The sequence below is a fragment of the Alteromonas sp. V450 genome (assembly GCF_001885075.1).
In the GTDB taxonomy this organism is placed as follows: Bacteria; Pseudomonadota; Gammaproteobacteria; order Enterobacterales; family Alteromonadaceae; genus Alteromonas.
Window position 1 is genome coordinate 1,236,994 of record NZ_MODU01000004.1, and the last position, 24,675, is coordinate 1,261,668.

General features: G+C 43.2%; 24 protein-coding genes. 14 read left to right on the top strand and 10 right to left on the bottom strand.

Annotated features, from left to right (window positions below):
- Positions 1–144: 144 nt before the first annotated feature.
- The 5 genes from BK026_RS05395 to dapA form a co-directional block, all read right to left on the bottom strand.
- The gene (locus BK026_RS05395; RefSeq protein WP_071814905.1) at positions 145–2,481 is read right to left on the bottom strand and encodes an EAL domain-containing protein; all 2,337 of its coding nucleotides are present in this window, start codon (positions 2,479–2,481) and stop codon (positions 145–147) included.
- A gap of 90 nt (positions 2,482–2,571) precedes the next feature.
- On the bottom strand, positions 2,572–3,456 hold the full coding sequence (locus tag BK026_RS05400; protein WP_083575020.1) for a DMT family transporter: 885 nt from the start codon (positions 3,454–3,456) through the stop codon (positions 2,572–2,574).
- A 133-nt stretch (positions 3,457–3,589) separates the two neighbouring features.
- Positions 3,590–4,303, bottom strand: coding sequence for a phosphoribosylaminoimidazolesuccinocarboxamide synthase (purC, locus tag BK026_RS05405; RefSeq protein WP_071814906.1), 714 nt, complete (start codon positions 4,301–4,303; stop codon positions 3,590–3,592).
- A 12-nt stretch (positions 4,304–4,315) separates the two neighbouring features.
- Complete coding sequence (bamC, locus tag BK026_RS05410; RefSeq protein WP_071814907.1) at positions 4,316–5,419, bottom strand: outer membrane protein assembly factor BamC; 1,104 nt, start codon at positions 5,417–5,419, stop codon at positions 4,316–4,318.
- Between the two features lie 12 nt (positions 5,420–5,431).
- On the bottom strand, positions 5,432–6,316 hold the full coding sequence (gene dapA, locus BK026_RS05415) for a 4-hydroxy-tetrahydrodipicolinate synthase (protein ID WP_071814909.1): 885 nt from the start codon (positions 6,314–6,316) through the stop codon (positions 5,432–5,434).
- A gap of 178 nt (positions 6,317–6,494) precedes the next feature.
- On the opposite strand from dapA, the gene BK026_RS05420 reads away from it, so the two are divergent.
- The gene (locus tag BK026_RS05420; protein ID WP_071814911.1) at positions 6,495–7,058 is read left to right on the top strand and encodes a glycine cleavage system protein R; all 564 of its coding nucleotides are present in this window, start codon (positions 6,495–6,497) and stop codon (positions 7,056–7,058) included.
- Entirely contained in the window at positions 7,036–7,500 is a 465-nt protein-coding gene (gene bcp / locus BK026_RS05425) for a thioredoxin-dependent thiol peroxidase (protein WP_071814913.1), read from the top strand. Before BK026_RS05420 ends, bcp begins: the two co-directional genes overlap by 23 nt.
- Positions 7,501–7,631: 131 nt before the next feature.
- On the opposite strand, the gene BK026_RS05430 is transcribed toward bcp, so the two are convergent.
- Complete coding sequence (locus tag BK026_RS05430) at positions 7,632–8,696, bottom strand: AI-2E family transporter (RefSeq protein ID WP_071817507.1); 1,065 nt, start codon at positions 8,694–8,696, stop codon at positions 7,632–7,634.
- Between the two features lie 360 nt (positions 8,697–9,056).
- Between BK026_RS05430 and BK026_RS05440 the strand changes: the two genes are divergently transcribed.
- Positions 9,057–10,520 (top strand): M48 family metalloprotease, encoded by a 1,464-nt coding sequence (locus tag BK026_RS05440; RefSeq protein ID WP_071814915.1) that lies wholly within the window; start codon positions 9,057–9,059, stop codon positions 10,518–10,520.
- Here the strand turns inward: BK026_RS05440 and BK026_RS05445 are convergent.
- Positions 10,506–11,069, bottom strand: coding sequence for a TlpA disulfide reductase family protein (locus BK026_RS05445; protein ID WP_256253688.1), 564 nt, complete (start codon positions 11,067–11,069; stop codon positions 10,506–10,508). The genes BK026_RS05440 and BK026_RS05445 overlap by 15 nt on opposite strands.
- A gap of 120 nt (positions 11,070–11,189) precedes the next feature.
- Here BK026_RS05445 and arsC point away from each other — a divergent pair, with 120 nt between their 5' ends.
- Genes arsC through BK026_RS05460 form a run of 3 tightly spaced genes read left to right on the top strand, consistent with a single transcriptional unit; the run spans position 11,190 to position 12,549 of the window.
- On the top strand, positions 11,190–11,543 hold the full coding sequence (gene arsC, locus BK026_RS05450) for an arsenate reductase (glutaredoxin) (protein WP_071814916.1): 354 nt from the start codon (positions 11,190–11,192) through the stop codon (positions 11,541–11,543).
- Positions 11,543–12,115, top strand: a complete 573-nt coding sequence (gene wrbA, locus BK026_RS05455) for an NAD(P)H:quinone oxidoreductase (protein ID WP_083575021.1) — start codon at positions 11,543–11,545, stop codon at positions 12,113–12,115. The genes arsC and wrbA overlap by 1 nt, the downstream gene beginning before the upstream one ends.
- 14 nt (positions 12,116–12,129) lie before the next feature.
- Positions 12,130–12,549, top strand: a complete 420-nt coding sequence (locus BK026_RS05460; RefSeq protein ID WP_071814918.1) for a DUF2069 domain-containing protein — start codon at positions 12,130–12,132, stop codon at positions 12,547–12,549.
- A gap of 69 nt (positions 12,550–12,618) precedes the next feature.
- On the opposite strand, the gene hda is transcribed toward BK026_RS05460, so the two are convergent.
- On the bottom strand, positions 12,619–13,353 hold the full coding sequence (gene hda / locus BK026_RS05465) for a DnaA regulatory inactivator Hda (protein ID WP_071814919.1): 735 nt from the start codon (positions 13,351–13,353) through the stop codon (positions 12,619–12,621).
- A gap of 5 nt (positions 13,354–13,358) precedes the next feature.
- Positions 13,359–14,723 (bottom strand): DUF2066 domain-containing protein, encoded by a 1,365-nt coding sequence (locus BK026_RS05470; RefSeq protein WP_071814920.1) that lies wholly within the window; start codon positions 14,721–14,723, stop codon positions 13,359–13,361.
- Positions 14,724–14,995: 272 nt separating this feature from the next.
- Between BK026_RS05470 and purM the strand changes: the two genes are divergently transcribed.
- The 4 genes from purM (at position 14,996) to fadE (ending at position 20,186) form a co-directional block, all read left to right on the top strand.
- Positions 14,996–16,036, top strand: a complete 1,041-nt coding sequence (purM, locus tag BK026_RS05475; protein WP_071814921.1) for a phosphoribosylformylglycinamidine cyclo-ligase — start codon at positions 14,996–14,998, stop codon at positions 16,034–16,036.
- Entirely contained in the window at positions 16,033–16,683 is a 651-nt protein-coding gene (gene purN, locus BK026_RS05480; RefSeq protein ID WP_071814922.1) for a phosphoribosylglycinamide formyltransferase, read from the top strand. The genes purM and purN overlap by 4 nt, the downstream gene beginning before the upstream one ends.
- Positions 16,643–17,386: a DUF3108 domain-containing protein gene (locus BK026_RS05485; protein WP_256253689.1), complete on the top strand. Its 744-nt coding sequence runs from the start codon at positions 16,643–16,645 to the stop codon at positions 17,384–17,386. The genes purN and BK026_RS05485 overlap by 41 nt, the downstream gene beginning before the upstream one ends.
- A gap of 337 nt (positions 17,387–17,723) precedes the next feature.
- Entirely contained in the window at positions 17,724–20,186 is a 2,463-nt protein-coding gene (gene fadE / locus BK026_RS05490; protein WP_071814923.1) for an acyl-CoA dehydrogenase FadE, read from the top strand.
- Positions 20,187–20,302: 116 nt separating this feature from the next.
- Here fadE and BK026_RS05495 read toward each other — a convergent pair whose 3' ends face one another.
- The gene (locus tag BK026_RS05495; protein WP_071814924.1) at positions 20,303–20,938 is read right to left on the bottom strand and encodes a response regulator transcription factor; all 636 of its coding nucleotides are present in this window, start codon (positions 20,936–20,938) and stop codon (positions 20,303–20,305) included.
- A gap of 172 nt (positions 20,939–21,110) precedes the next feature.
- On the opposite strand from BK026_RS05495, the gene cmoA reads away from it, so the two are divergent.
- From cmoA to BK026_RS05515, 4 genes are all read left to right on the top strand, one after another.
- Complete coding sequence (gene cmoA, locus BK026_RS05500) at positions 21,111–21,842, top strand: carboxy-S-adenosyl-L-methionine synthase CmoA (protein ID WP_071814925.1); 732 nt, start codon at positions 21,111–21,113, stop codon at positions 21,840–21,842.
- A gap of 51 nt (positions 21,843–21,893) precedes the next feature.
- Positions 21,894–22,892 (top strand): tRNA 5-methoxyuridine(34)/uridine 5-oxyacetic acid(34) synthase CmoB, encoded by a 999-nt coding sequence (gene cmoB, locus BK026_RS05505; RefSeq protein WP_071814926.1) that lies wholly within the window; start codon positions 21,894–21,896, stop codon positions 22,890–22,892.
- A 94-nt stretch (positions 22,893–22,986) separates the two neighbouring features.
- Positions 22,987–23,859 (top strand): kinase, encoded by an 873-nt coding sequence (locus BK026_RS05510; RefSeq protein WP_071814927.1) that lies wholly within the window; start codon positions 22,987–22,989, stop codon positions 23,857–23,859.
- Positions 23,856–24,665 carry a mannosyl-3-phosphoglycerate phosphatase gene (locus tag BK026_RS05515; protein ID WP_071814928.1) on the top strand — a complete coding sequence of 270 codons (810 nt, stop codon included), beginning with the start codon at positions 23,856–23,858 and terminating at the stop codon, positions 24,663–24,665. The genes BK026_RS05510 and BK026_RS05515 overlap by 4 nt, the downstream gene beginning before the upstream one ends.
- The last annotated feature ends 10 nt before the right edge of the window (positions 24,666–24,675 follow it).

Below are 24,675 nucleotides of genomic sequence, written 5' to 3' on the forward strand. Positions count from 1 at the left end.
TGAAATTAGCACAAGCCCACACTTGTGTAAAGACATGTAAAGACGATAAACAATAAACCAAGTTACTGATTATTGGGGAAATTTTTATTTTTTCGACAAAGAGCGTCTGAAGCTATTACAATTTGTTACAACTTTGGTCAACAATTACACTGAACTTTTAAGCAACTTTTCGAACCTTTGCCTGTTTACCGGTTTAGAGAAAAAATAGCCTTGACCATAATCACATCCCATTTTCTTCAATATAGTTAGTTGCTCTTGACTCTCTATTCCTTCAGCAACGACTTTTATTCCCAACTTCTTGGCCATAACGATGATGGCTTCACACAGTACTTTGTCATTGCTCACATCTGTCATACTTTGTACAAAACTTTTATCAATTTTAATGACGTCGGTGGGATATTTCTTGAGATAAGAAATAGAAGAATACCCCGTTCCAAAGTCATCTAATGCGATCCCTACTCCCGCCTGCCGAAATTGATAAAGCTTGTTCGCTACATGTACATTTGCACCCATGAAAAGGTTTTCGGTTATTTCTAACAGCACTGCGTCAGGTGTTAAGCCTATATCTAACAAATAGTTGAGCCAGAATGTAATATCTGATTCAGAGCTATTGTATTGGCATGGAGACGTGTTGATAGTTAGCTGTAGATTTTCAGTGTATTTCTTGCGCCATAAGAGCGCGTCTTGACAGACTTGTTCAAAAACCCAGTTACTAATATCCAAAATTAGCCCAGATTCTTCAGCCAGCGGAATAAAGTCATCTGGGCTGATGAGTCCGTCTAACGGATGTTGCCAACGAATAAGCGCTTCTGCTTTTACTATTTTGTTCGTTTCTAGGTCGATTATAGGCTGATATTCGATAAAAAACTGTTTGGCAGATAATGCTTCACGCAAGTCACTCAATACACGTATACGCTTCATCGCGTCATCTTGCATTGACTTTGTATAGTAATGATAACTATTTTTTCCCTGCGCTTTAGCGCCATACATCGCTTGGTCTGAATTCTTTAACAAACTTGAAATGTCCGAACCATCGTTTGGATAAAGTGAAATACCGATGCTGGTACTACTATGAATAAGTTGATGTTGAATAGAATATGGCTCAGACACCGTTTTCAGCAGGCTCTGTACCAATGCCTCAAGTGAATAGGCATCGGTAACTCCCCCTACAATAATGACAAATTCATCGCCACCAAGCCTAGCAACAGTGTCTTCTTCCTTTAAGATTGTTTTGATTCTTCTAGAACACTCGATTAGGAGTTCATCACCGGCTCCGTGGCCTAGTGAATCATTCACATCCTTAAAATTATCAAGGTCTAAAAACAAAACGGCAACCTTGTTACGCTCTCTATCTGCCACTTTCAATGCTTGATTCAGGTGGTCTTCCATAAGGTTTCTATTCGGAAGACCGGTCAATGTATCAAAATTGGCTTGTCGCCAGATGAGTGCATTAGCGCGCTCTCGTTCGATCGCTATGCTCGCAATATGCGCAAACTGCTCAATCTGAAAAATTGCTTCTGCGCTTGGGCTTGATATACGGTCATGATAAATAGCAAATGTCCCTAAAACTTGGCCGTCTGCCCCTCTAATCGGTTGCGACCAACACGAGGCGAGCTGCGCTTGGGCAGCCACTGATTTCCAACCAGACCAATATGGATGCGTTTGAATATCATCTACGATGGTAAGTGCGTTGGTGAACGCGGTGTTCCCACATGAGCCGACGCCAGCGCCAATCTCGACGCCATCTATAGCGTCATTATAAAACGCAGGCAAAGATGGTGCAGCCCCCATCACCAGGCGATTTCCCTCTAAAAGCAATACGCTACACTTTCGGCCTTCGTACTCACGCTCAACTGCATTAACAATATCCGTTAATATGTTTTCAAGCGAAACTGAGATAACGATCTTTTCAAGTATGTCACTTCTAACTCTTGCTAATTTCTGCGCTTCCTCAAGCTGTTTGCGAATACACGTTAAACCTTTATTCGTTTGTAAAATTTGATCTCTAGCCAGTTCAGACTCTACAAGCGCCCCAAGGTCCCTCAGAGGGTTTTCATGTTCGTTAACGATGGCTTTTTCGCTTCTATCGAATGCGCAGAGCATTCCAATAACGCGGTGATCCAAATAAAGTTTAATTGCTGAAAAAAATACAATATCAGGTATACAGCTTATTAGTGGAATATTATCAAACCGCACGTCGCGATTTACGTTGTTAACAGATAAGAAATTATCTTCTATACGGTCGAAAGCATGGAAGGCTTCTATGATCGCACTCTCAGTTAACTCGAAATTACCACTAGACTTAACCCATTTTCCTGTCGCATCAACAACAAACAAAGCGGCGTTTTCACAATCTAGTGTTTGCTTCGCAAGCCTTATAATACGGTCTAAACACCCTACTGTTTCAGGCGCCAAATTACCTAAGCCGCTAAGCGTATTTAATTCCTTCTTTTCATTAGGCGAATGTGGAGGGTAAATCAATAGAACCTCTGACTAATCCGTATTTCTCCCCCATTATTAGACAAAGTGAATACATTTTATAGTATAAATTTTTACAAAAAGAATTAAGCACTAGTTTTTTGTTTTTGATTTTATGGTCAGAGATATTCCACCTAAGGTCACTAGTGACGCAATCACTATTTGCAACGTTAACTTTTCGCTTAATATGATCCACCCCATAAATGTGGCGATGACCGGAACGCTAAGCTGAATAGTAGCAGCTGTACTGGATGTTAATAACGGTAACACTGAATACCAAATAGCATAGCCACACGCGGAGGCGAACACGCCTGAGAGAAGCGCCAACGTAAGGCCATTGATATCGTAACTCAGTGAAAGTGTGTTCGTAACGAATAGTATAATTAGCATCAGTGCACACAATACGCCTGCATAAACAAAATTGCCGGCAGTGGTTATCAACGCATATTTACTTTTCTTACCCTCGATGGAATAAATGCCCCATGCAATTCCCGCTAACACCATCATGACCGCAGAACCTAAAGGTGGTGTAGTCGTGCTTGGAAACAAAAGTATAATGAGGCCCACAAACGCAATAGCTATCCCTACAGACTGAATACTGCCAAATGCTTCTCCCTTCATTTTTCCAGCACTTAACATGGTTAATTGAACAGAGCCGAATAACAGTAGTGCACCAGCGCCTGTGGACATATTGATGTAAGCGAAAGAAAACAGCGCAGCATACGCGAAAAGCGATATGCCTCCTACAACACTCGCACCTCTTTGCAACAAATCAATGGTAGAAAGACCTTTATTTTTTGCGAATTGTCTGTAAAAAATAAAAGATAAAATTAGCAGCGCCCACGCACCACCCGCAATGCGCGCTACAGTAAAGCTTACTGGATCAACATCAGTGTGCACCAATGCCATACGGCATAAAAGCGAGTTAGCGGCAAATGCAAACATTGCTAATGTAACAAGTGAAATAGTCTTTAACACATCATGCCTTTTTACGTTAACCCCGTTATTGAATATCGTTGAGCGTAAAATTTGATTGCAATTAATAGTATGGTTTTGAAAAAACAAAAAAGAGGACGTATAAGTCCTCTTTTAATGATTCAAAACTACCGTATTACAGCGATAAGCCTAAACGTTCAGCCACTTCGATGTATGTTTCAACAACGGATCCAAGCCCCTGCCTGAAACGGTCTTTATCCATTTTTTTGCGCGTTTCTTTATCCCATAGACGACAGCCGTCTGGAGTGAATTCATCGCCTAAAACTATGTTGCCCGCTTTATCGACACCAAACTCAAGTTTATAGTCAACCAGCAACATACCCGCCGCATCGAACAATGCTTTTAGCACATTGTTTACTTTAAACGTTAGCGATTTCATCTCCGCAATTTGCGCCTCGGTTGCCCAACCAAATGACAAAATATGAAAGTCATTTACCATCGGGTCGTGAAGCGCGTCGTTTTTGAGAAAAAATTCAAAAATCGGTGGATTGAGTTCTTTGCCTTCCTCGACACCAAGTCTTCTAACTAAAGAGCCAGCAGATAAATTTCTCACCACACACTCGACCGGTATCATATCAAGCTTTTTAACTAACGACTCAGTATCAGAAACCAGCGCCTCAACCTGTGTTGCAATACCAGCTTCCTCAAGTTTTGTCATGATAAAGTGGTTAAATTTATTGTTTACTTCACCTTTTCGGTCAAGTTGCTCAATCTTCTCACCGTCAAACGCTGAGGTGTCGTTTCTAAAGTGAAGTATCAGCTTATCACTATCATCAGTGTGATAAACCGTTTTTGCCTTACCACGGTAAAGTTCGTCGCGTTTTTCCATTCTCAGTCTCAGTTATATATCAAGGTTATCTTCTGACATGACCTCAGCAAATGCACTATAAAGGTCGGAAACTTGATTTGCCTCAAACGGTTTACTTTCATTATCCATAAAAGTGATAGATGTGCGCTCTACACCCGCTTTAGCAACTTTTAAGCGATAATCGCCTTTCTTCAAAAGTGCGTCTTCGCTTGAAAACAAGCCGTCCCACCAGCTAGCATCGCTACCTCGATAGGTGACAAACAAAAGTCCGTTAGACTTATCTAAATCTTTAACGTCAAATCCAAGCTTACGCAAAACAAGTAATGTTCGAGGCCAGGCTACATCGTACTTTGCTTCAACTAAATAAGCGGAGTCTCCATTGTCGTTGAAACCCATTTCAGTATTGATACCTTTTCTGATACGCGCAATACGTCGCGTTTCAGCAAGCTGAATTTGATATTCGTAGTGTCCAATAACCTGATTGAGTACTTCCACTTCTTCTCGGTGCATTTGCATTGCGTTCAGTTCAGAAGTTGATTTACCCCGTGTATTCTGCTTGTAGTCTTTAAGGTGAACGGTAAGCGCAGCGCTTCGTCCGTGGGGTTTAACATCAAGGTTAAATTCAAAACGTCGTGAAATCTCAGTCTCTTCACTTGAAAACTTATACCACGCGGTATCCACTTCTTTTTTAACGCTTATCCAATCAGTGAGGAGCGTTTTGTCTTCAGTACTAAACGACGCTACACCAATAGACTGTTCATCTAAATAACTCAGTAAAGAGTTCCAAACCGCTTGGCTGAGGGGCTGACTGTCATCAACTTGGTCAAACCAAATCGTCGCTGTATTTTTACCCTCTTCTACATGCGAACCAGTCACTAAAGGCAATACCAGTGATGGAGATTGAACAGGAATAGCCTTACCAACCAACGATGTATCGGCGGCATCACCAAGTTCAGGAATGGCGAATTCTCGTGCTTCTTCGGGGCGGTCTAAACCAGTTGGTACTTTAAAGCCGTTTTGCTCTTTTGTCTTGAGATATTCATAGCTGCCTGATGCAGCTTTTCTATCTGATTGGCTTGAACAACCTGCAAGTGCCACTATTACTACTGTACTTGCTATAGCCAGCGTTCTTTTCATCTGTGTTCCTTATTAACCAGAAATCAATTCGTATTTTTTTAATAGTTCTTCGATACGTTTTTGGCTTGAGAGTTCCGGAAGCACCATAGGTAATCGCATAACCGCACTTTCCATCATTCCCATTTTATATAACGCCCATTTCGGCATAACAGGATTAGGCTCTATGAAAAGTTCGCTATGAAGTAAGTTGATAGTACTGTCGATGCTTCGGCATTTTTCAAAGTCATTTTTCAACGCCGCTTCACACATTTGCGAAATCGCCTTCGGTACAATATTCGCAGTAACGGAAATGACACCGTGTCCACCTTCACACATAAACTCGCTGCTTGAACCATCGTCGCCGCTAAGCAGAACAAAGTCCTCAGGCACAAGTTTTTGGGTTTCTTTTAAACGCTGGATACTACCTGTAGCATCTTTTAGACCAACGATATTCTTATGGCTCGCTAATTCTGCCACCGTCGCCGGCAACATATCTGCTACAGTTCTTCCTGGAACATTATAAAGCAAAATAGGAAGTTCGCTGGCATCCGCAATCGCATTGAAATGCGCAACCATCCCTGCCTGTTGAGGCTTATTGTAATAAGGAACTACACTCAAAAAACCGTCAATTCCTAATTTGCCCAGTTGTTCAGTCAGGAAAATAGCTTCAGCCGTTGAGTTGGCGCCGCTTCCCGCAATAACAGGGATCGCACCTGAAGCCATCGCCACAGTTTCCTTGACCACATCGATATGTTCGTCAAACGGGAGTGTTGCTGACTCACCAGTCGTCCCAACCGACACAATGCCATGAGTCCCCTGCTCTATGTGAAACTTTACGAGCTTTTCTAAAGACTTGTAATCGATATCGCCGTTTTCGAACATCGGCGTGACCAGTGCTACATAACTACCAGTAAACATAATCTCTCCGCAAAATGTGAGCGCACATGGTAATTAGGTATATGCTTAAACACAAGTAAATGCGTGGGCAAAATGACAAGAAATTGACAATATCTTATTCTGCTTTGTTAAAAAGGCGCTGACTTATAAAAAAACTCTGTGCTAACATCGCGCCAAAGAGACTGAGTAAGTGAAATAAATGTCAAAACACCAACTTATCGTTACCATTGTAGGTACAGACAAGAGCGGTATTTTAAGCGAGATCGCAACTTCTGTAGCCGAGGCACAATGCAACATACTCGACAGCCGGCAAGCGATTTACGGTAGAGAATTTTCACTCACAATGATAATTGAAGGCACGCAAAGCGCGATTACCAAAGCTGAATGTACGCTCCCCGCGCTCTTCCAACGGCTCGATCTCCTATCTATGATGAAGCGCACAAGCCATCACGAAAAACAAAACTTAGCGAACCTGCTTAATGTTGAATTTAGCGGTGAAGACACCGCTGGGTTGATTAAAGCAGTAACGGGGTTCTTTGCAGAGCGTCACGCAATGATAAGTGCTTTTAGACAACGTACGTTCAAAGATAAAACGTCAGGAAAAGATACGATGCGCTGCAAGTTTGTTGTGTCTTTGCCTGCTTCTGAAGACTTATACGCGTTGGAATCTGATCTAATGGCCCTGTTTGAAACGTTAAACGTGACAGGCAAAGTAGTAAATAAACAGAAAAAGGAACACAATGAAAACGTTACAAGCTGGTGATAAAGCGCCACAGTTCTCATTACTTAATCAAAACGATGAAACCGTTTCATTAAGCGATTTTGCTGGGAAAAAAGTACTTATATATTTTTATCCAAAAGCAATGACGCCGGGCTGCACGGTTCAAGCACAAGGTCTACGAGACGTTAACGACGCACTTCTCGCGAAGAACGTAGTAGTCTTAGGTATCAGCCCTGATCCTGTAAAGCGGTTGCCAAAGTTCATCGAAAAAGAAAACCTTAACTTTACATTGTTATCTGATGAAGACCATGCTGTAGCAGATATGTTCGGTGTGTGGGGCCCTAAAAAATTCATGGGCAAAGAGTACGACGGTATTCATCGACTCACCTTCTTAATCGATGAATCTGGGACTGTTGAACATGTATTTAATAAGTTTAAAACAAAAGACCACCACACCGTTGTATTAGACTATTTGAATAGCTAATACCCGTGTGAATGGCCACGATGAATTAAACAAACCTAGTATCAAAGCCCTCATCAAAATGAGGGCTTTTTTGATAGTATTGTACAATATGAGTGCTTGACGATTTTCGTAAATTTATCTAGGTATTTTAGTTATTCAGGTACTTGAATTGGATTACTTGACCACGCAGTCACTACCGCTTTGACCAAAGTAGCTAATGGTATTGCAAAGAAAACACCCCAAAACCCCCATAGGCCACCGAACACCAACACCGCAATAATGATGTATAACGGGTGCAAGCTTACCGCTTCAGAAAACAATAGAGGAACGAGGAGATTTCCGTCAAGCGCTTGAATAATGCCGTATGCGACCATTAAATACCAAAACTCAGGCGATATTCCCCATTGAAACATAGCAACGACAGCTACTGGGATTGTCACTACGGCCGCACCAATGTACGGGATGAGTACGGAGAACCCTACCAACACTCCGAGTAAAATAGCATAACGCAAGTCCATCAACACAAATGTGACGCAACTTACTACACCCACGATAATTATCTCAATGACCTTACCGCGAATGTAATTGGCTATTTGCGCGTTCATTTCATGCCCTACTTGGGTAATAAGACGGCGTTCTTTGGGCAGCAGTTTTGAAATATTATCAAGAAAAAACAACTTATCCTTGAGCATAAAAAATACCATTAGCGGTACAAGTACCATATACACCAAAAGCGCTGCTACATTGGCAATATTACTAAATGATGCAGAGATAAGTGTTTCACCAACTTCGACAAGTTTATCGTTAAGTCCCTCCATCATTTGGTGAATTTGATACACCTGGACGTAGTCTGGGTATTTATCTGGCAACGTAAGGATCCATTCCTGCGCTTTTTGCCATATAAGGGGCGTCTCTTGAATCAAGTTTACACTTTGCTTAGAGATGATAGGGACTAAACCAATTAGCGTTACGATTGTTACCGTTACAAAACCAAATAGCACAACGGTACTAGCAAAGGTGCGCCCTATCCCGACATTAACAAGTCGAGTGACCAGCCAATCGAGCAAATAGGCAATAACCGCCGCGACTAACACAGGCATTATCAACTCGCCCCAGATAAGCAGTACTGCGGTTGACAAAAGAATAAGGATAAGAAGCATCGCTGCATCAGGGTCAGAAAATTTTCGCCTGTACCAACGACCAAAAACGCTAATCATAATAACGCCTAGAAATAGTTGTAGGGCATGCATGATAGTTGATTGGGACGCTCATTAGCAATAAGTTGTACTTAATATTCGTTCAAAATCAAACTGGTATGATGTTTTAAAAGTATAAACAGTAATTCTAGAGCCTGACTGCGCATGAATACTGCAACGAGCTTAATTTTTCTTTGCAAAAATACGAACGGATCATTTGCTTCGTGCTTAAAAAGCGTGTCAGGTTTGATGCACACTGTGACAACGTGATGTAATATCATTTAAATAAAGGCAGGTTTTAAACCACAAAATTGAAACTGTTTTGATACTTTGTGTTCTAACTTAAAAACCAATAACCACATGTACAATTATTGAAGGTTCATGATTAAAACGTTTTCTGCATTAGTTGCAGCCCTCTCTTTTGTTCTCTCTGGTAGCTTAGTAGCCGTTGCTCAAGACGCAAACTATAGCAATAAAAATGCTTTACCAGAAATCGGTGTTGTAGCGTCTGACGCCATTTCCTTAGACAAGGAAATGATTGTTGGCGATGCCGTCATGCGCCAAATGCGTGGCCAAAGTCCGGTTATATCCGATCCCGTTCTCGACGAGTACCTGCAGGATTTAGGCAACCGCCTTGTTATACATGCCGAGAATGCGAAATTTCCTTTTGAATTTTTCTGGGTAAACAACGATGCAATTAACGCGTTTGCTTTTTTTGGCGGCCATATAGGCGTGCATACCGGATTGATGCGACGTACTGAAAATGAAAGTGAATTGGCTTCGGTATTAGCACACGAAATTTCTCACGTTACTCAACGGCACATCGCTCGTCGAATGCAGGCCCAAAAGCGGTCTTCACCGCTTGCATTAGCATCACTTATTGGCGGTGTTTTAATCGCTCTTGCTAACCCAGAAGCAGGAATTGCGGCAATGCAAGCAGGCAGCGCAGCAAGCAGCCAACTACAAATTGACTATACCCGTTCTAACGAGCAAGAAGCCGACAGAATTGGTATCACCATGCTCGCTCGCGCGGGCTTCGATCCGAACGGTGCCGCAAGCTTTTTTGCAACAATGGCTGAAGAATATCGAATGGTGTCTCGTCCACCAGCCCGTTTGCTTACACACCCACTTACGGAATCACGGATTGCAGATGCCAGAAGCCGAGCAGCCAGTTATCCGCGGCGGTATCTGCCTATGAATAACCAGTATGAGCTGGCAAAAGCTCGTATCAAAGCGCGGTATGCGTTCGATACCAATTACGCAGTCGATTACTACGAAGCCGCGGTTAAGCAAAATAACAGGCGCAGTGCCAGTGCACAGCAGTATGGCCTGGTATTAGCCTACATGCGTGCAGAAAGAATAGATGATGCGGAAAAAATATTGCTTCCACTCATAAAGGAAGATAGCAGTAACCTATTTTATATCGATGCGTTAACCGATATCTATATTGCCCAAGGGAACGCGACTAAGGCGGTAGAAATGTTGGCACCTCACATTGAGCATAACCCTAGAAATCAAGTGTTGGCGCTAAATTATGCCAATGCGTTAATCAGTGCGCAGCAATATGATGAGGCTATTGCACTGTTGAAAGACTTTTTGTTAGTGCGTAAAGATTACCAAATAGCTTATCAGCTTATGACCGAAGCCCATCAAAAGGCGAAGCAATTTTCTCAGATGCATCAGAGTAAAGCGGAGGTATACGCGTTGTATGGTGCATACACGCGTGCGGTTGATGAGTTACAGTACGCGTACAACTTTGCAGGCGATGATCATCTGGAAAAGCAAAGGATACGGGCGCGTATTAAACAGTTCAGAGACCAGGAAGAGCGACTACAGCGTCTTTAATGATACAAGCCGGCGAGTGAGCGCTTCCTGTGTTATCTCGCCCATGATCGTGTCTACCACGGTCCCTTCTGGCCCCACGATGAAAGTAGCCGGCAGATATTGAGGTTTTTCCATTGGCATTCGCGTACCTTCATTTGCGAAAACGACCGGCACCTTAATATCAAACTTTGTCACCATTTCTTTTAGCGCTGTCTTTGTTTGCCTGTCATAATTCACAGCAAAGATATGCGTATTTTCTGGTAGATTTTGACTGAATTTTGCAAGCTCGGGCATTTCACGCAAACATGGAGCACACCAGGGAGCGAAGTAATTTATTACAACCCACTGCCCCTCGAACGACTTCCATTGATATTTAACGCCATCAAGAGTTTCAAAATCACTTGCATTCACTCTATTTAACGCCACGTTTGTTTGCCAACCCGCGATAATAGCAAGCAAAACCACACCACCAAATACTGTATATCTCAAAACCGTGCTCATCTTATTTGCCCTATCGCCAATGCTATTGTCCAATTGCAGCAATGGAAAGATATAATACTGCCAGAACATAATGCCAGCCTCCACAAGAAGCTGTTAATATCTCATTTATTGAGTTTATCGCTTGATCTTCCATAGTAAAAACGCAATAGTCTGCGCCCTATTACTCTATGAAAGAATAAGAAGCTAAACATGGAAAAAGTATCGATTATTCATAATCCACGCTGCTCTAAAAGTCGTCAAACACTTGCCCTTTTACAAGAAAAAGGCATTACCCCTGAGGTGATTGAATATTTGAAATATCCTCTAGATAAGCCAACGCTGATAGATATATTTAAAAAACTTAACCTTGAATCGGTTCGATTGATGATGCGTACAAAAGAGCAAGAGTATAAAGACGCGAATTTGGCGGCAGATTCAGTCTCTGACGACGAGCTATTTAACGCAATGGTGACAACACCAAAACTCATTGAACGCCCTATCGTTATTAGTGGCCAACATGCTCGTATCGGGAGACCGCCTGAAAACGTATTGGACATTTTATAGTGAAACCTGTACTTATTCTCTATTATAGCCGACATGGAAGTACAAAACGCCTTGCGAATGCCATCGCTCAGGGAGTGACGAGTGTCGACGTGCCCGTTATGGTGCGAACTGTTAATGCGTCGGATGGACAAGCTAGCGATGATGCTCCTGTTGTCACAAGTAAGGAGTTAACCGAATGCAGTGCACTTGCGCTAGGCAGCCCCACACGTTTCGGCAATATGGCTGCCCCGCTAAAAAGCTTCTTAGATTCAACAAGTGACTTGTGGCTCAAAGGCGCGCTCATCGACAAGCCAGCTTGTGTATTTACCTCATCAACGTCCATGCACGGTGGGCAAGAGTCAACGTTACTTTCAATGATGCTACCGCTTTTGCACCATGGTATGGTGATGTGTGGTGTTCCTTATAGTGAACCTGAACTTCACAATACTACAACAGGGGGAAGCCCTTATGGTGTTACGCATGTGGCCCACGCTTCTTTTGACAATCAGCATCAATTAAGTGAAGACGAAAAGAACCTTTGCCTAGCACAAGGCAAACGGTTAGCTCAATTTGCAAAAAAATTAGCGCAGTAAAACTGGAGATAAAAATGGCACCCGATACGCGTTTTTTTCGCTATCTCGCATTAATTTGCCACACGCTACTTATAGTGTGGATAACGTTATGGCAGTTTACATTCACAAAAGAGCACACCTATTCGGTGGCGTTTATTCTGTTGTTTTACATTTTGCCACTATTACTGCCCTATTGGGGCGTTTTAAAAGGTAAGCCATATACTCACGCATGGGCTAATTTTGTTGTACTTTTTTATTTGATCCACGGCTGCACTGTTGCCTACGCGGTACCGGCAGAGCTGTGGTTTGCCATCGTTGAGATAATCTTATGCACCGGTATGTTCGTGGGTTGTAGTGCTTTCGCCCGAAAACGTGGAAGAGAACTTGGCCTAGGATTGAAAAAATTAAAAGACGAAATGAACGAAGAAAAAGCACGCTTTGAAGGCGGCCAATAATTCATAAGCAAACCATGAATGACTGCTTCGCAAGCGTAAAAACCCCTGTTTTTGCGCTTTATCTGACCTTTATAGGTTTAACTCCCGCTTAACCATCGCTACGGAAAGGCGTTTTTTCTCTTGAAGGGAGCGAGTATCCAATCTGGCTAGCGTTGCCATAAGGCTTTTTAAGTCTCTTTTACTATGATTAAGTAGAAAATGAAGCGCCTGATCGGACAGAGAAAGACCTCGCTCATTTGCCCTTCGCTTTACTGCTTCTTCACGGCTCATGTCGTCGAGTTGGTTCATGTGGTAAATAACACCCCATGCTAACCTTGAGCGCAAGTCTGGCAGAGTGAACGCTTCGTTGGACGGCCCCATATGACTTGTACAAACAATAATGGCATGTTGCGTCTCTATCACTCTGTTAAACAGATCAAAAATTGCTTCTTCCCATGCAGTATCCCCCGCAATCGCATGAATATTATCAAGTGCGATCAAGGTTAAATTTTCTAACCCTTCTAGGATATCGAGTGACCAAGAAGAATAGTCATTCAAATTAAGATAAAGATGACTAATTGATTTACGCGCCAACTGGTGGCACGCAGCAAAAAGCAGGTGACTTTTGCCCGTTGACGCGCCTCCCATTAGTGTAATTAGCGGTAGCTGAAGGGTCGACAAATGCCCAAGTACGTTTGACTTTCGCCACAAAGGCAGCGCTTTCACGATATGTTCTAGTACGTCAACAACTTCTTCATTACCAGTTGACACAAAACTGTCAAAGTTTTCATCTACCGGCAATGTAACGGGCAAAGGCAACTGCATTACGCTTAATTACTCCAATAAAAACTGTGCCCTTTTACTTTCTGTCCATTGGCATCAGTAACACGCTTTAATTTGCTTTCAAGTTTAATGCTGTTGAGAAAGTCATCTATTGTCCCTAAAAGCGTTACGGAGTAAGTAGCGACAGTTCCTTGTTGTTCCACTAATGTGGCGCTGTCTATCACACTCAAGCTATTGAGGTATGACGTAGCGCTGGCATAACTGCTAACAGAACCGATATTAGCGACCGAAATTTCAACAACTTCTCTTTTTGATTCTTCTATTCCGACGATAGCATACAGTGAAGAAAGATAATTTGAATACGCTTCAATTAATTGAAATCCCAGTGCTTGCGGAGAGTCTCCGTAAATGCTGCCATAACTAACCTTCTTTTGTCCGATAAACACCCAATCTAAGGCATATTCACCGTGGTCAGCGCGTTTGGCATGTTCAGCAAATTCATCCATGCTGAAGGGCATAATGTTTGTCTCTGTTTGCTCGGGATCTTCACCGTTGTCGCCGCTCTCTTCACGTATTTGTACGCTTGCGACGCCCTCGGTCGCCCCACTTTCTTCAACGATAGACGATACAGCGTTTCGCTGCTTCTCCTCCTGTTCTTTCTCTAACGCAACGGCTAATGTTTCAACAGTGCCCGGTGTAACATTGTCATTGAGCAGTTTTGGTACGTTGCTCGGATCATTGCGATAGATGCGTGCCCCAATGATATTATCAACAGTGTATCTCACTGACGCATTGCGAAGCGGTTCAATAAACCGTCCCCAAACGTCGTAGGTGGTTATATTTACGCTGTCAGTTAAATCCATAAGCGGTAGGCTGACCGGCACTCCCCTCTGTTTTGCCGTTTGTATCAGTGAGTTTTTTAAGTCGCTATCCATTGATTCATCTAATATGGTGCGATTATCACTAGCGCCTTCTTCTACTAACCAAACAATGGTTTCAGGTCTGCGGTCGCCCCACAATGGCAACAATTCTTGCTGTATTAAGGTTGTCAGTTTTTGTTTGTCAAACTCCGCAACGTAATATGTTTTGGCGTTCTCAAACGCAAATCGGTATGAACGAAGAAACGATTGAGGAGAAGATAGTGCAGCACGTATCCCTTCATTGTTTAAGACTGACGAACTGCCTGTCATTTTAAGGAAAACTTGGCTTAATGCTTGTTTAAGCGCTTTTTGCTGTGTACGCTGTGATTGGTCATCTACCATTACCTGTGCTTCATTGACCATGACTTGTTGCGCTGCATTCACCGCCCCGGAAGCGAAAAGTACTGTGACACTGAGTGCCCAAAGAACTTGAATAGTCGGTTTAAACGACGTCCAGTTAATAACAAACATTTTTTTTACAGCTGCTAACATTCTTACTCCATCGACTTCTACATTTCCTTTCACTTTGTAAATTAACGTGGTTGATTAGCGACCGCATTCAACTGATAAAGTGATACTCTGTCTAACTACAAGCAAAAATAACATCCCAACTTGTGGCATGTATTCTCTTTTATATCGCGTTTAATTTCATCCTTAAAATAAAAAAGATCAAAAAGCGCATAAAATAACCCCCACAAATTGGACTTGTGCCGACTTGCTGGTAGAATTCGCGGTTTTCTACCTCTTAGTTCCAGGGCCCAACCGTGAGCGAAAATAAAACCTCTTTAAGTTACAAAGATGCAGGCGTAGATATCGATGCAGGTAATCAACTTGTCGAACGCATAAAATCTGTCACCAAGAAAACCCATAGACCTGAAGTAAAAGGAAATCTGGGTGGTTTTGGCGCACTTTGCGAACTTCCTACAAAATACAAAAAACCGCTACTTGTTTCGGGTACTGACGGCGTGGGTACAAAATTGAGAGTAGCTATGGATGCTAATCGTCATGACGGCGTGGGTATCGACTTAGTAGCAATGTGTGTAAATGACCTCATCGTACAGGGTGCTGAACCACTATTTTTCTTAGACTATTATGCCACTGGCAAACTTGATGTAGACGTTGCAGCTTCGGTTGTTACGGGCATTGGCGCTGGGTGTGAACAGGCAGGTTGCGCGCTTATTGGTGGTGAAACTGCCGAAATGCCTGGCATGTATCACGACGGCGACTACGATATTGCGGGTTTCTGCGTAGGTGTTGTTGAAGCAGATAAAGTGATTGACGGCACTAACGTTAAACCAGGTCAAAAACTAATTGCGCTCGGTTCCTCGGGTCCTCACTCAAACGGTTACTCATTAGTTAGAAAGATTATCGAAGTTAGCGGTGCTGATGTGAATGCAAACCTCAACGGTAAGCCAATCATCGACCAGCTTCTTGAGCCAACTCGCATCTATGTCAAATCGGTATTGGCACTACTCGAAGAAGTTCAGGTAAGTGCCATCTCCCACATTACAGGTGGTGGTTTCTGGGAGAACATTCCTCGCGTGCTACCTGCAGATGCGAAAGTAATTATTGATGAAAGTACTTGGAAATGGCCTGCTGTTTTCTCGTGGTTGCAAGAAAACGGCAACGTTACACGTCATGAAATGTACCGTACCTTTAACTGCGGTGTAGGCCTTGTGATCGTGGTAGATGAAAACGACACTGACACGGCGTTAAATATCCTTAAGCAACATGGTGAAAATGCATGGGTAATTGGTGATATTGCAGCTAAAGACGGTCAAGATCAGGTAGAGATTATCGCGTGAGTAACAGTGTAACCCAACTATGTGTACTTATTTCGGGTAACGGCAGTAATCTACAAGCCATTATCGATGAAATTAAAGCAGGTCGCCTTAATGCACAAATTAGCGGTGTAATTAGCAATCGCCCTGGCGCATATGGCCTTGAACGCGCAAAAGAAGCAGGGATTGATGCAGTATGTCTAGATCACACGGATTTCGACAAGCGAGAATCTTATGATGAAGCGTTAAAGGCACAAATTGAGGCGTTCGGCGCAGACTGTGTTGTCCTTGCTGGTTTTATGCGTATCTTAACACCAGAGTTTGTTGATAGCTTTGCTGGAAAATTAGTGAACATTCATCCATCTTTGTTGCCAAAGTACAAAGGCTTGAATACACATCAACGTGCAATCGACAATGGCGACAAAGAGCACGGCGTAAGCGTGCACTTTGTCACACCTGAACTCGATGGCGGCCCAGTTATCATTCAAAGCCGTGTGCCTGTGTTTGACGAAGACACAGCAAGCGAATTGGCTGAACGGGTTCAGGAACAAGAACGCCGCATCTACCCGCTTGTACTATCGTGGTTCAGTGCGGGGCGACTATCGATGCGAAACAATAAGGCAGTTTTAGATGAGCAAGAACTACCAGAATCTGGCTATGCGAGCGATTAAACCATTCTCGCTATGCGCATTGGTACTGACATTGACGGCACCCGTGCAAACGTTAAATGCAGAGGAGCTTAACCTTCAACCATACAAAGCCAGTTACACGGCATATAAGTGGGGTGATGATGTTGGTGAAGCTAACATTGAGCTTTCAAAGTTAAACGAGAATCAATATTCGCTTATTTACACGTCCAAAGTTTCTAAGTTTTTCTTATCAGACAAACGCAGTGAGCACTCAATATTCTTAGTTCACGACAATGAAGTAGTACCCTCGCAGTACTTTTATACACGGACAGGTACCGGCCCTGACAAAGAGTTAAAAGTATCCTTCAGTTCTGAGGGCAAAGGCGCTATTTCTGTTGATGGAAACCAAGCGTTTGAATGGAACGGTGAATATGACAATCAAATTTACCGTTTAGACCTAGCAAAGCAGCTTGCTGGAGGCAAAAAGTCATTAACCTACGATTTTGTTAATTATCGAGGTGAGTTACGCCAATATGGTGTTGAAGTTATTGCTGATGAGACGCTCGCTTTACCGTTTGGCAGTATTGAGGCAGTGAAAGTAAAGCTCATTCGTGACTCCAAGAAACGCGAAACCTTTGCGTGGTTTGCTCCTTCTTTAAATTACGCGCTTGTTAGGCTTCAGCAATTCAAAGAAGGCGATGAACAAGGTGATATAAAACTTAAGTCTTTTGAAATACTTGAGTAACGATGTTGACAAGACATCATATTAAGAGAGCAGCATTTACGTGCTGCTTTTTTGTTTCTTTTTAAAACAGCTATCCACGCTACCTTCTTTTTACAATAGCAATGGCACAGATCATTGGTAAGTTCGACTATAATTTATACACAAGAAAGCGGCGGGAATTATTAACGTCGTTGTTAATACATTATTCATGTAAAAATCTTGATCTTTTATGTATTAAAATATAGGTTTACAGCAAGCTGGTCTGACCTCAGTTGAAGACTGTTTTTGGGGTATTTCTCACTAACGATTAACATTGAGCAGATTGGCGAAACGTTTAACGCCTTTTCAGGAGTGAAGTATGGCAGATTTTATATGGTTTTTACTGGTCGTCCTGTCACTAGCAGTCGCTAGTTATCAGCGTACCAGTTTGGCAACTGCGGTTGCCATTGGCGCAGGTGTCATGATACTCGGCACCATTTTCGGGGATATCGGCCTTGTTGGTTGGGTAGTCTACCTTGCACTAACACTTCCTTTCACATTGCCAAATGTTAGACAACAGCACATTTCCAAAAAGCTTTTAGCTTTTTATCGCAAAGTAATGCCTGAAATGTCTAGTACGGAACAAGAGGCAATTGACGCTGGTACAGTATGGTGGGACGGTGATATATTCAGCGGCAAGCCAGACTGGGACAAGCTGCACCGCATCCCAAAAGGCCGTTTAACGGCGGAAGAGCAAGCCTTTTTAGATGGTCCTTGTGATGAAGTTTGCTCAATGGTAGATGAGTGGCAAATTAACCATAAAGACGCCGACCTTTCTCCAGAAATCTGGCAGTATCTAAAAGACCACAAATTCTTCGCCATGATCATTAAAAAGGAATATGGCGGCCTAGAGTTCTCTGCGTATGCGCAATCACGTGTTCTGCAAAAACTTGCAGGCGTGAGTGCTGTGTTATCAAGCACTGTTGGTGTGCCTAACTCATTAGGACCAGGCGAGTTGCTACAGCACTATGGAACGAAAGAGCAGCAAGACCATTACCTGCCTCGACTAGCGGCTGGTGAAGAGATCCCCTGCTTTGCGCTAACTGGGCCGGAAGCAGGCTCTGACGCTGGTGCAATTCCCGATGTAGGCGTTGTGTGCAAAGGTGAATGGAATGGCGAAGAAGTGTTAGGCATGCGTCTGACATTTAACAAGCGTTATATCACCCTCGCTCCTGTTGCAACGGTTATCGGACTTGCGTTTAAACTACAAGACCCCGACGGTCTTCTTAGCGACAACAAAGAGCCAGGCATCACTTGCGCTCTTATCCCTCGCGATACAAAAGGTTTAGAAATAGGGCGTCGTCACTTCCCTCTTAATACACCGTTCCAAAATGGACCTATTAAAGGCGAAGAAATTTTTGTGCCCATCGATTACATTATCGGCGGTCCTAAAATGGCCGGTCGCGGCTGGCGCATGCTTGTTGAATGTCTGTCGGTAGGACGTTGTATTACGCTTCCTTCGTCTGCTGCGGGCGGAGCAAAGTCAGTGTCTCTTGCAACAGGCGCATATGCGCGTATTCGTCGTCAGTTCCGCATGCCAGTGGGCCACATGGAAGGTGTTGAAGAGATGCTTGCACGCATTGGGGGTAACGCATACCTGATGGATGGCGTAACGCGTTTCTCTACTGTGGGCGTTGATTTAGGTGAAAAACCTTCGGTTATCTCCGCCATTTGTAAGTACCATTTGACTGAAAAAATGCGCCAAATCATCAATGATTCGATGGATGTGCATGGTGGTAAAGGCGTTATGCTTGGGCCAAATAATTACCTGGGCCGCGGCTATCAGGGCGTTCCGGTATCTATTACTGTTGAAGGGGCGAACATTCTGACCAGAAACATGATGATATTCGGTCAAGGTGCGATGCGTTGTCATCCGTATGTTCTTAAAGAGATACAAGCTGCGTCTATTGATGATAAAAAAGAGGCACTTCAAGCGTTTGACAAAGCCGTATTCGGTCACATTGGATTTGCCGTTGCTAACACCGTTCGCAGCATTTGGTTCTCGTTAACCAATGGTGCATTTAGCAGCGCACCCTTTACCGATGAAACCGCCCGTTATTACAAGCTACTTCAGGGCTACAGTGCGAATTTAGCGTTACTGACTGACGTGTCTATGGGCGTACTCGGTGGCGATTTAAAACGTCGCGAACGTTTATCTGCGCGCTTGGGCGATATTTTAAGTGGCCTTTATATGGGTAGCACAACGCTTAAGCGTTTTGATGAAGAAGGCCGATTGAAAGAGGACCTTCCGCTACTTCATTGGGCAATGCAAACCACATTGCACGACATCGAGACAGCGATTGATGACTTCCTCGCTAATTTCCCGAACCGTGCAATTGCAGCAGCACTTCGTGTTATGGTACTTCCGTTTGGCCGCCGTATTGGCAAGCCGTCGGATAAAACCGAACATGCTATTGCTCAGATGCTTCAAACGCCTTCAACGGCTCGCAGCCGTCTTGGCTACGGTCAATACCTAACGCGTGAAGAAGGTAGCCTGTTCGGTGACCTTGAGCAAACGCTTGACGATGTACTTGCAAGTGAGCCAATTTTTGAGCGCATCTGCAAGCATAAGAAAGCTAAGCTTCCGTTTACACGCTTAGACGTACTTGCTGACGAAGCACTAGCCGATGGCATTATCAACGAGGAAGAAGCGACCCTTCTGCGCAAGACTGAAGCAGGAAGACTTCGCACAATTAATGTGGATGACTTTGACCATGAAGAGCTTGTAGCGAAAGTGAATTCTGCAGCCACAGCTAAAAAGCGCCGTACTAAGGCAGCCTAAAGGAATGACATAGTTAAATGCTATGTTTAAGAGGTCGGGTTTTTACTCGACCTTTTTTATAGGCAAAAAAAACCGAGCAACTTTGCTCGGTTTTATTAGTTACGACGCTACAGCTTTTAATTAAGCTGTAATTTATCCATTAGCAACACCGCTTGAGTACGCGTGTTAATCTCAAGTTTGCGCAGTATAGCGCTAATATGTGCTTTGATAGTTGCCTCTGTTACGTTCATCTCGTGAGCAATTTGTTTATTCATTAGCCCAGCGCGAAGGTAAGACAATACTTGAATTTGTTTTGGCGTGAGTTCTCTAAAGCGCTGAAGCAATACTTTGAGCTCGTCGTCCACTTTCTCAAGCTCTTCTTCCATCCCCTCTGGAAGCCATTTTTTACCGCCAATAATATCGATAATGGCTTGAGCAATTTCGCGTGTTGCTGATACTTTTGGTATAAAACCACTAGCACCTAAACTCATTACCTGGGCAACAACTTCAACCGTGTCGCTTCCCGATACCACTGCTACAGGTATATTTGGAAATTGCTCACGAAGGCTTATTAAACCATTAAAGTATTCACCACCTGGCATGTTCAAATCTAGAAGAACCAGTTGAACGCCGTCAAATTCGTTTAACTTTTCAATCGCTGTATCTAAGCTTCCGGCTTCGATAATTTGTGCATTGTCAAAGTAAGGTTCCAACGCGCCGCTCAATGCTTCGCGAAACAATGGGTGATCGTCTGCTACTAGAATTCTGGTCATTAGCGTTACTGCTTCCTTATAGTGTTATAGATCATAGATTAATACTTTAGATTAGCAACGAAAAGCCCTAATCCGCAAAAATGGTACAAATATTTACAAAATCTCGGTTTTTCGTTGGCATTTTCGAATCAAAAGGTAAAATTGCCCCCCATAAGACACTAGGAAAAATACAGTGAAAAAACACGACAACATATACGCAAACCCGCTTGAAAAAGTAGCTGACTTTACATTTGATGAGTCTGTGGTCGATGTTTTCCCCGATATGATCCAGCGTTCTGTTCCGGGATACGAGACCATCATCCACACCATTGGTGAACTCGCTAAATCGTGGGTGTCGGAAGGTTCAAACGTGTATGACTTAGGCTGCAGCCTAGGTGCCGCAAGTTTATCTGTCGCTCGCGCCACCCAAGACAGAAAGTGCAATATCGTTGGCATAGATAGTTCAGGTGCGATGGTAGAAAGGTGCAAACGTGTTGTGCAAGCTTTTACGTTAAATAATCCTATAATTATTGAGCAACGCTTGGCTCAAGACGTAACTATAGATAACGCGTCTATGGTAGTCATGAATTTTACACTTCAATTCATTCCGCCATCTGATAGAGAAGCACTTTTAAAAACAATATTCGACGGTCTGAACCCGGGTGGCATTTTGGTATTGTCTGAGAAAATTCGCCACCCCACTCTCTCAGGTAATGAAATTCTGATTGATCTTCACCATCAGTTTAAACGCGATAACGGCTACAGTGAACTTGAAGTAAGCCAAAAACGTGCAGCACTAGAAAAAGTGATGCTAACAGATACGTTCAATGAGCATGAACAGAGACTGAAATCGGTGGGCTTCTCAGACGTCGTTATGTGGTATAAGTGCTACAACTTCACCTCAATGATTGCCGTAAAACCTTAGTAAAGCAATGCTATTTCTCACTAGTTTGTAAAATAGCAAAAGAGAAGATTCATGAGTAAACTTGAAAACACATGGTTTAACGACTGCTACAAATCGTTATTAGAAAGTCCTCTTTCTCATTGGCTACAAACGCTGCCCGCCCAAATGAATGAGTGGCAGGGCAACGCAAAGCACGGTGAATTCGACAAATGGTGTCGAATTCTAAGCAAATTACCAACGGTAAAAACGTCCTATAGCGACATTGAAACACGTGTATCAGTCGGAAGCCATGATGATGTTGATGAATACACCCAAAAGCAAATTGAAGGGTTATTAAAAAATTTTATGCCTTGGAGAAAAGGCCCTTTTCATATTCATGGTGTCCACTTAGATACTGAGTGGCGCTCTGACTGGAAATGGGACAGAGTTGCTCCACATATTACGCCCTTAAAAGGACGCACTGTGCTAGATGTAGGTTGCGGCAGTGGCTATCATATGTGGAGAATGCTGGGAGAACAGGCTTCGCGCGTAGTAGGTATTGACCCAACCCAGTTGTTTTTTATTCAATTTCAAGCCATAAAACACTTCTTTAACGCTACCGATACGAAAACAGAAAACATTCATTTCTTGCCACTTGGTATTGAACAAATGCAGCCTCTGAAAGCGTTCGACACTGTTTTTTCCATGGGTGTGCTCTATCACCGAAAAGATCCAATGGCGTTTCTTACGCAATTAAAAGACCAACTTCGAAAAGGCGGCGAATTGATACTTGAAACCCTGGTGGTAGATGGTGATGAAAATACAGTGCTTATGGCGGGTGAGCGTTATGCCCAAATGCGTAATGTTTGGTTTTTGCCCAGTACAAGTGCGCTTAAAGTGTGGTTATCTCGTCTTGGCTTCGAGGATATTCAGGTCGTAGACGTCAATCATACAACCCTTGATGAACAGCGTGCTACACCGTGGATGGAGACACAGTCTTTGAAAGATTTTCTCGACCCGGAAGATATTACTCGTACGATTGAAGGATACCCTGCACCACAAAGAGCCGTTTTAGTTGCGCACAAGCGATAATTTGCGCACTCATTCTACCTCGCTTTTTTGGCATAAATGTTGTTACCTTAATTAAGTTAGCATGTGTAAAAACTGCATTAATTAAGGTGACAACATGGACATAGATGGTTTTCTCGCTACTCAGCAATTACCGAAGGATTATGCAGATACCGCACTAAAATGGTTCACTCCGTTATGTGAACATCTACTGGCGCACCATAATGATGCAAAAAAACCATTCATTATTGGCATTAATGGGTGTCAGGGCTCGGGGAAGTCTACTCTGACCAGTTATATTGAGGGGTACTTGACGGCGGTACACAAAAAACGAGTGGTGTCGCTGTCGATCGACGATTTTTATTATGATAAGTCCCAGCGCCATGCACTGGCGATTAAAGTGCATCCTCTGCTGTCAACACGAGGTGTTCCTGGTACCCACGACGTTGCGCTTGCGATAAAAACTATACAAGATCTTAGTGATGGAACGTCAACGGCTCTGCCTCGGTTTAATAAAGCGACAGACAATCCATTTCCCCGCAATCAATGGCCAGTAGTGAATGAAACACCCGACTTCGTGATATTAGAAGGTTGGTGTGTAGGTGTTCCTTGCCAGTCGGCACCTGAACTCAGACAACCGGTTAACACTCTAGAAGAAACTGAAGATCCCCTTGGAACATGGCGTTCTTTCGTCAATACTGAACTTTCTCGTCAATACCAACAGCTCTTTCAGAAAATTGACTATCAAGTGATGCTTAGAGCGCCAAGTTTCGATTGCGTGTACCAATGGCGTTTAGAACAAGAACATAAATTGCTGAAAAACGTGAAAGGCAATCAGGACGCCATAATGTCAGATGAAGAAGTGGCAAACTTTGTGCAACACTACCAGCGACTTACAGAGCACGCGCTTCGCTGTTTACCTGAGAAGTGCGATACCGTGTATTACCTTGATGATAAAAGAACCATAACAAAAAAGGACGGTAAACCATGACCAAAACGCTTGTTTTCACCGACATGGATGGCACGTTATTAGACCACCATACTTACTCTTTCGAGGCGGCGAAACCAGCTTTGGCAGCGTTGAAAAAACACGATATACCTGTCATACCGACTACCAGTAAAACCTTTGCCGAGCTGCAGCCGCTTCGTGAAAACATAGGACTAGACGGGCCGTTTATTATTGAGAACGGCGCTGCCATTTTTATTCCACATGGTTTTTTTAAGCAAAAACCCAGTGGTACTATCTGGATTGATGGGTATTGGTGTAAAGCATTCATCTCTAATAAAAATTATTGGATAAAACTGCTCGAAAAGCTCGGCAGCGAATTCGATGGCAAATATAAACAGTTTTCTAAAATGTCGATAAGCGAAGTTCAAGAAGCCACCGGGCTGGATGAGCATTCAGCAAGCTTAGCGTCGAAGCGACAATTCGGTGAACCTATCTTGTGGTTGGGCACTGATGAAGAAAAGCTTCGTTTTATCAAAGTGGTTAAAGATAGAGGCGCTTATCCACTGGAAGGTGGACGGTTTATTCATGTTTCTGGTAACTGTGATAAAGGCCAAGCCCTTAAGTGGCTTGCGAGTGAATATCAAAAGCAGCATACCACCAAAGTTAATACTATCGCCCTTGGCGATGGTAAAAATGACGTAGCAATGCTTGAAGCAGCGCACGTCCCCATTCGCGTTTTATCACCGGTAAATCCTCCACCAGAAGTACAAAAAGAAGAGGTATATACCAGCACCCTAACCGGCCCTGAGGGTTGGAATGAAATGTTAACTCAATTGCTTTCCCTATGATCAGGAGGAC